7 protein-coding genes are annotated in these 6,579 nt (G+C 69.7%); 4 read left to right on the top strand and 3 right to left on the bottom strand.

Annotated features, from left to right (window positions below; translation table 11 throughout):
* Together G3A44_RS20765 and G3A44_RS20760 are read right to left on the bottom strand one after the other, a co-directional pair.
* On the bottom strand, positions 1-182 hold a 182-nt coding region (locus tag G3A44_RS20765; protein ID WP_163459101.1), incomplete at its 3' end, for a TRAP transporter small permease.
* A gap of 186 nt (positions 183-368) precedes the next feature.
* On the bottom strand, positions 369-1,061 hold the full coding sequence (locus tag G3A44_RS20760) for a TetR/AcrR family transcriptional regulator (protein ID WP_203561509.1): 693 nt from the start codon (positions 1,059-1,061) through the stop codon (positions 369-371).
* Between the two features lie 126 nt (positions 1,062-1,187).
* Here G3A44_RS20760 and G3A44_RS20755 point away from each other — a divergent pair, with 126 nt between their 5' ends.
* Positions 1,188-2,177 (top strand): AEC family transporter, encoded by a 990-nt coding sequence (locus tag G3A44_RS20755; protein ID WP_163459661.1) that lies wholly within the window; start codon positions 1,188-1,190, stop codon positions 2,175-2,177.
* Between the two features lie 24 nt (positions 2,178-2,201).
* On the opposite strand, the gene G3A44_RS20750 is transcribed toward G3A44_RS20755, so the two are convergent.
* A complete protein-coding gene (locus G3A44_RS20750; protein ID WP_163459660.1) occupies positions 2,202-3,206 on the bottom strand; it encodes a LacI family DNA-binding transcriptional regulator in 1,005 nt (334 codons plus the stop codon).
* Positions 3,207-3,402: 196 nt separating this feature from the next.
* On the opposite strand from G3A44_RS20750, the gene G3A44_RS20745 reads away from it, so the two are divergent.
* From G3A44_RS20745 to G3A44_RS20735, 3 genes are all read left to right on the top strand, one after another.
* A complete protein-coding gene (locus tag G3A44_RS20745; protein WP_163459659.1) occupies positions 3,403-4,542 on the top strand; it encodes an L-talarate/galactarate dehydratase in 1,140 nt (379 codons plus the stop codon).
* A gap of 110 nt (positions 4,543-4,652) precedes the next feature.
* A complete protein-coding gene (locus G3A44_RS20740) occupies positions 4,653-5,615 on the top strand; it encodes a Bug family tripartite tricarboxylate transporter substrate binding protein (protein WP_163459658.1) in 963 nt (320 codons plus the stop codon).
* A 296-nt stretch (positions 5,616-5,911) separates the two neighbouring features.
* Entirely contained in the window at positions 5,912-6,406 is a 495-nt protein-coding gene (locus G3A44_RS20735) for a DUF4148 domain-containing protein (RefSeq protein WP_163459655.1), read from the top strand.
* Positions 6,407-6,579: the final 173 nt, after the last annotated feature.

The raw sequence follows: 6,579 nt of genomic DNA, 5'->3' as shown, positions 1-6,579 counted from the left end.
ATGGCCCCCAGGAAGGTCAGCCACACAAAGGCCCAGCGCGAGAGCTCCTCGCTCACCGTGATGCCCGAGTTGAACGCGTAGCGCAGCACCACGTTGCCAAACACCAGCACCACCATCACCGCCAGCAACCCCACCAGCGCCCATTCCAGGGCCTGGCAGTAGCGTTTGAGAAGCTTGTCCATTGAAGTCTCCATGGGTCCCAGGCCCGCACCCTCCGGGCCTGCCGGACGCCGTCACCACCCGGTCTGCAAGACCGGAGCGGACGGTTTGCGCTGGATCAGTCCAGCGCCGAACCGAATAATGTACGAACTGGTTCGTTTTTTATTGAGGGAAAACCCTTGACGGTGGGCGGCACCGCCGCCAGAACGTCAGCGACGCACGAAGCGCACGACCATTTCGACGATGCTCTCGCGCCGCGCGGCCACCGCGGCGGCCGAGTCCAGGTCGCGCTTGAAGATCAGCGAGAAGGTGGCGTGGTTGGACACGTTGAAGACCGACAGCGCCGAGATGGACTGGTGCAGGTCCACCGGATCCAGGCCGGCGCGGAAGACGCCGTCCACCACCCCGCGGCGGTAGACCTGCTCCAGCGTGGTGATGGCCGGCACGTTCAGGGCCTGGATGGCCTGCGACTGCGCCAGGTATTCACCGTGGTGGATGTTCTCGTTCATCACCAGCCGGATGAAGTCGGGGTTGCTGCGCTGGTAGTCCACCGTGAAGCCCACCAGGGTGCGCAGCGCCGCCTCGGGCGGCAGGTCTTCGAGGTGGAGCTCGGTCTCGATGCGGCGGATGCGCTGGTAAGCCTGCTCCAGCACCCGGATGTAGAGCTTCTCCTTGCTCTCGAAGTAGTAGTAGATCATCCGCTTGCTGGTGCGCGTGGCGGCGGCGATCTCGTCGATGCGCGCGCCGGCCAGCCCCTTGGCGGCGAACTCGGCGGTGGCCACCTCCAGGATGTCGGCCATGGTGCGCTCGGGATCGTTGGTGCGGCTCTCGCCGTCGGCCGAGACCTCCACGCGGGGGGGCCGGCCGCGACGGGCGGCGGTCTTTTGTACTGGCTGGTTCATCGCAGGCGGGAGCATACGCGCTGCCTTGCCAGACGTGCAGCCCGACTTTGCAGCCCTGCACAGGCCACTGGTCCAAAGCATGGATTGCGGCGAACATGCGCAACTTTTCACGGGCGCCACCCGACCATGCTCCACATCCTCGCCATCACTGCCCCCATCTACCTGCTCATCGCCCTGGGCTGGCTGAGCGTGAGCCGGGGATGGTTTGCCCGCGCTGACATGCGGGTGCTGGGCCAGTTTGTGGTGCGACTGGCACTGCCGGCGTTGCTCTTCCGCACCTTGGCCAATCGCCCGCTGGCCGAGGCACTGAGCCCGCGCCTGCTGCTGGCCTACGCCACCGGCTCGGCCCTGGCCCTGCTGGTGGGTTGGTGGTGGGCCCGCCGCGGTACGGCGCCGGCCCGCGGCGAGGTGGCCGCCTGGCCGGTGATGGTGGGCATGGGCATGTCGTTCTCCAACAGCGGCTTTGTGGGCACGCCGGTGCTGCTGCAGTGGCTGGGCCCGCAAGCCGGCCCCGCCGTGGCCATGACCATGGTGGTGGAGAACCTGGTGATGCTGCCCCTGGCGCTGGCCATGGCCGACCACCGCGGCACCGCCAGCGGCAGCTTTGGGGGCACGCTGCGCGGCCTGGGCCGCAGCCTGCGCCCGCTGGCCACCAACCCGCTGGTGCTGGCCATCCTGGCCGGTGGCCTGTGCGGCGCCTTCAACACCAGCGGCCAGCCGGTGCTGCCGCCCATGATCTCGCGCACCATCGACCTGTTGGCCAATGCGTCGGCGGGCGTGGCGCTGCTGGTGATCGGGGGCTCGCTGGCGGGCCTGCCCTGGCGCGGGCTGGGGGCCGGCATCGTGGCGGTGAGCAGCGGCAAGCTGCTGCTGCACCCGCTGATGGTGGGGCTGCTGGTGTGGTGGTGGGCCCCGGCCGACCTGCCGCTGCGCCACGCCATGGTGGCCCTGGCCGCCATGCCCATGATGAGCATCTACCCGGTGCTGGCCCAGAAGTACGGCCACGACGGCTTCTGCGCCGCGGCGCTGCTGGTGACCACCGTCGCCTCGTTCTTCAGCCTGAGCGCATGGCTGTGGGCCCTGAGCGGCCCGCTGGTGCCTCTGTTCGGGCACTGAAGGCCGGACCGGTCCGGCGGATGATCAGCCCGCCGTGGACGCCCGCTCCACGATGGTGAAGCCCACGTCCACCACCGGCTGGGCCACCGGCTCACCACGGCAGCGCGCCAGCAGCAGGCTGGCGGCATGGCGGCCGATGGCGGTGGCGTCGATCTGCACGGTGGTCAGGCCGGGCTCAAGGTGGGCGGCAAAGTCAGCCCCACCAAAACCCACCACGGCCAGGTCTTGCGGCACACGCAGGCCGCGCGCCAGGGCCTCGGTCAGCACACCCTGGGCCAGCCCGTCTGAGCTGCAGAACACCGCACGCGGCACCGGCCCGCGGGCCAGCAGGTCGGCCAGGGCCGCCCGGCCCAGGGCCAGGTTGCTGGGCGCCTTCACCAAGGCGGTGGGCACCTTGCGGCCCATGGCCGCCTCAAAGCCCGCCAGGCGGCGCGCGGCGCGCTCATCGTCGCCGCTGGCCACGGCCACCTCGCGCCAGCCCCGAGCCAAAAAGTAACCCGCCACCGCGCTGCCCACGGCACCGTGCGAAAAGCCAGCCAGCATGTCCACCGGCCGCTCGGTGAGGTCCCAGGTCTCCACCACCGGAATGCCGCTGCGTCGCAGCCGCTCCAGGGCCGGGGTGGCCGCCAGCAGGCCCGCCACCACCATGCCATCCACCCGCCGGCCCATGAAGGTGTCCAGCAGCGCGGCCTCGCGGGCGTGGTCATAGCCGGTCTGGCCCAGGATGAGCTGATAGCCCGCCGCATCGAGCTGCTCGGTGAGCACCTGCACCATAGGCAGGAACTGCGGCACCGCCACAAAGGGGACCAGCGCACCCACCGCCATGCTGCGGCGCGACTTGAGCCCGCCAGCCAGCAGGTTGGGCACGTATCCCGTGGCCTGCACCGCCTGCGCCACCTTGGCCCGCGTGCGCTCGGACACCAGCTGCGGGTTGCCCAGCGCCCGGGAGGCGGTGATGAGCGACACGCCGGCGGCCTGGGCCACATCGTGCAGGGTGACAGACTTGGAAGGCGGGGTGGGGCTGGACATGGGCACAGATTGTCCGCGCTGAGGCGCAGCCTGCGGAGCAGCCCCGTTGACGCACCAAAATGACAACGTTACCATTTTACAAGGCGCTGGCGCCCGGCTTCGCCGCGCAGCGCACCAAAGCAATGGCAGAAATCGGCCAACCCGTCCTGTCGCTGCGCGGCGCCTTTCTTCACCTCAAAATGACAACGTTACCATCATGAGTCAACACAGTCCTGACCGCATCGTCTGGATGCGCCTGTCCCTGGTGGGCCTGCCCCTGCCCATGCCGATCAGTGACGCCAAGGTGCTCACCGGCCGCCAGAAGCCCATGACCGAAGTGGCCATGCTGTTTGTCGAAATGCAGGCCGCCGATGGCAGCGAGGGCCTGGGCTTCAGCTACGCCAAGCGCGCGGGCGGACCGGGGCAGTTTGAACATGCCCGCGAGGTGGCCCCCGCCCTGCTGGACGAAGACCCCAGCGACATCGCCCGCCTTTGGACCAAGCTGTGCTGGGCCGGTGCCTCGGTGGGGCGCAGCGGCCTGTCCACCCAAGCCATCGGCGCCTTTGACGTGGCGCTCTATGACTTGAAGGCGCGCCGAGCCGGCCTCTCGCTGGCCAAGCTGCTGGGCACGCACCGCGACACCGTGGCCTGCTACAACACCTCGGGCGGCTTTCTGCACACGCCGCTGGAGCAACTGCTGGTGAACGCCGAGAAGTCGGTGGCGCGCGGCATTGGCGGCATCAAGCTCAAGGTGGGCCAGCCCGACCGCGCCAAAGATCTGGAGCGCGTGGCCGCGGTGCGCCGCCACCTGGGTGACGCCGTGCCGCTGATGGTGGACGCCAACCAACAGTGGGACCGCCCCACCGCGCAGCGCATGTGCCGCCGCTTGGAAGACTTCAACCTGGTCTGGATTGAAGAGCCGCTGGACGCCTACGACCACGAGGGCCACGCCGAGCTGGCACGCCAGACCGTCACCCCTATCGCCACCGGCGAGATGCTGACCAGCGCGATGGAGCACAGCGACCTGATCCGCCACCGCGCCGCCGACTACCTGATGCCCGATGCGCCGCGCGTGGGCGGCATCACGCCCTTCCTGAAGATTGCCGCCCAGGCCGAGGCCGCCGGCCTGATGCTGGCGCCGCACTTTGCGATGGAGCTGCATGTGCACCTGGGTGCGGCCTACCCCAGCGAGACCTGGGTGGAGCACTTTGACTGGCTGGAGCCGTTGTTCAACGAGCGGCTGGAGATCCGCGACGGCCGCATGGTGGTGCCCACCCGCCCTGGCCTGGGCCTGAGCCTGAGCGATCAAGCCCGCCATTGGACCCGCACCACCGCCGAGTTCGGCCGGCGCGCCTGATGCCCGGAGTACCGAGACGCCGGCGCCCCCGCGCCCGGACCTGACCCGGCGGCCCGCAGGCCGCCATCCCCAGACGGCCTGAAGGCCGCCCCTTAGACGGAGACAAGACCATGAAACGACTGTTGACCACCCTGGCGCTGGGCCTGACCTTGGGCGCCGGCGCCCTGGCGCAGGCTTGGCCCCACAAGCCGGTGACGCTGCTGGTGCCCTTCCCGCCAGGCGGCTCCACCGACATGATCGCCCGCACGGTGGGCGCCCGCCTGCAGGAGAAGCTGGGCGGCACCTTCATCGTCGACAACAAGGCCGGCGCCGGCGGCACCCTGGGCGCCGCCCTGGCCAAACGGGCGGCGCCCGATGGACAGACCCTGTTCGTGTCCTCGCTGGGGCCCTTCGTGATCGGCCCGCACCTGATGCGCAACACCGGCTACGACCCGCTCAAGGACTTCGACTACATCACCATCGCGGTGCAGGCGCCCAATGTGCTGGCGGTGCCGGCCGGCTCGCCGCACAAGACCCTGGCCGACCTGCTGCAGGCCCTCAAGGCCCAGCCAGCCCAGCTCACCTTCGCCTCGGCCGGCAACGGCACCTCCGATCACCTCACAGCCGAACTGTTCTGGCAGGAGACTGGCACGCAGGCGGTGCATGTGCCCTACAAGGGCGGCGCCCCGGCCGTGAGCGACTTGATCGGCGGTGTGGTGGACGCCTCGTTCATGAACCTCAACACCGGCCTGCCCCACATCAAGGGGGGCAAGCTGCGCGCCCTGGCCATCACCAGCGCGCAACGCTCGCCGCTGCTGCCGGACGTGCCCACGCTGGCCGAGCTGGGCCACAAGGAGCTGACGGTCTACTCCTGGCAGGCCTTCGCCGCGCCCAAGGGACTGCCCACCGACATCCGCCACAAGGTGCGCGAGGCGGTGGTGGCCACGCTGCATGAGCCGGCCATCCGCCAGCGTCTGCTGGACCTGGGCTTTGAGATCGTGGGCAACACGCCTGAGCAGTTCACCGCCTTCCAGGCCCGCGAGTTCGCCCGCTGGAAAAAGGTGATCGAAGTCGGGCGCATCACGGCCGACTGAGGTCGGACCGGAGGGTCCGGGCCCCTTCGCGGGGCTGTCCGCGGTGGCGGACCGTGCTGGGCCTGCCCCTTGGAAAGGGGGGGCTGCGGGCCTTTTGTTTCGTTTTCAGCAATAGCCAATTGCTGGCGGGCTGGTTTTTTTAGCGGGAATGGAAATTTACAGTTCATCCCATCGACGAGACGCCTGACACACGACTGCAAGCCGACGCCTCTTCGACGCAGGTTCCAGGCGGACTGGAACGAACCCCCGGTTCACCAGCCCCTCTGCCTGGCTGACAACGATCGAAAGGAAACCTCATGAACACCGCCCGTACCGTCTCCGCCCTGGTCCTCGCCCTGGGCACCGCCTTCTCCGGCGCCGCCCTGGCCACCGACACCCACGACACCCCCACCCCCAAGACCCGCGCGCAAGTGCGCGCCGAGCTGGCCGAGGCCCTGCGCACCGGCCAGATGCCCGCCCTGGACGACACCGGCCGGCTGCTGCGCGAGGTCCACCCCGAGCGCTACGCCGCCGACGAACCCGTGATCGCCAAGTCCCGCGACCAGGTGCGCGCCGAGCTGGCCGAGGCCGCCCGCACCGGCAACTTGGTGGTCGACTTCGACACCCTGGCCAAGGCCCATGAGGTCCAGCCCGCCCGCTTCCCGGCCCGCACGGTGGCCGTGCTCAAGACCCGCGAGCAGGTCCGCGCCGAGCTGGCCGAGGCCGTGCGCACCGGCAACATCGCCGCCGACGACACCAGCCACGAGCTGCTCAAGAACCTCTACCCGGCCCGCTACCGCCAGGCCCAGTGAGGCCACCCCGCGGCCCCTGGCCGCGGGCATGAAAAGCCGAAAGGCCGGGCAGCTCCCGGCCTTTCGGCGTTTTGGGGCGGCGGGCACTCCGGCCCGGCGCGCGGTTGCCGGCGCATGGGGTGGGCGCAGGGCAGGCCTCTGTTCTCTCAGGCCTGTACCGGGCTGAAAAAGTG

Origin of the sequence: Ideonella livida, assembly GCF_010499455.1 — a bacterium.
Taxonomy (GTDB): domain Bacteria; phylum Pseudomonadota; class Gammaproteobacteria; order Burkholderiales; family Burkholderiaceae_C; genus Ideonella; species Ideonella livida.
The sequence above is the reverse complement of the archived record's forward strand: the minus strand, read 5'-3'. Positions and strand labels throughout refer to the sequence as shown.

Coding starts and splice junctions, on each gene's coding strand:
- G3A44_RS20750 (WP_163459660.1), bottom strand. CDS start 3,206: ATGTCCAGCCCCACCCCGCCTTCCAAGTCTGTCACCCTGCACGATGTG.
- G3A44_RS20740 (WP_163459658.1), top strand. CDS start 4,653: ATGAAACGACTGTTGACCACCCTGGCGCTGGGCCTGACCTTGGGCGCC.
- G3A44_RS20735 (WP_163459655.1), top strand. CDS start 5,912: ATGAACACCGCCCGTACCGTCTCCGCCCTGGTCCTCGCCCTGGGCACC.
- G3A44_RS20760 (WP_203561509.1), bottom strand. CDS start 1,061: ATGAACCAGCCAGTACAAAAGACCGCCGCCCGTCGCGGCCGGCCCCCC.
- G3A44_RS20745 (WP_163459659.1), top strand. CDS start 3,403: ATGAGTCAACACAGTCCTGACCGCATCGTCTGGATGCGCCTGTCCCTG.
- G3A44_RS20755 (WP_163459661.1), top strand. CDS start 1,188: ATGCTCCACATCCTCGCCATCACTGCCCCCATCTACCTGCTCATCGCC.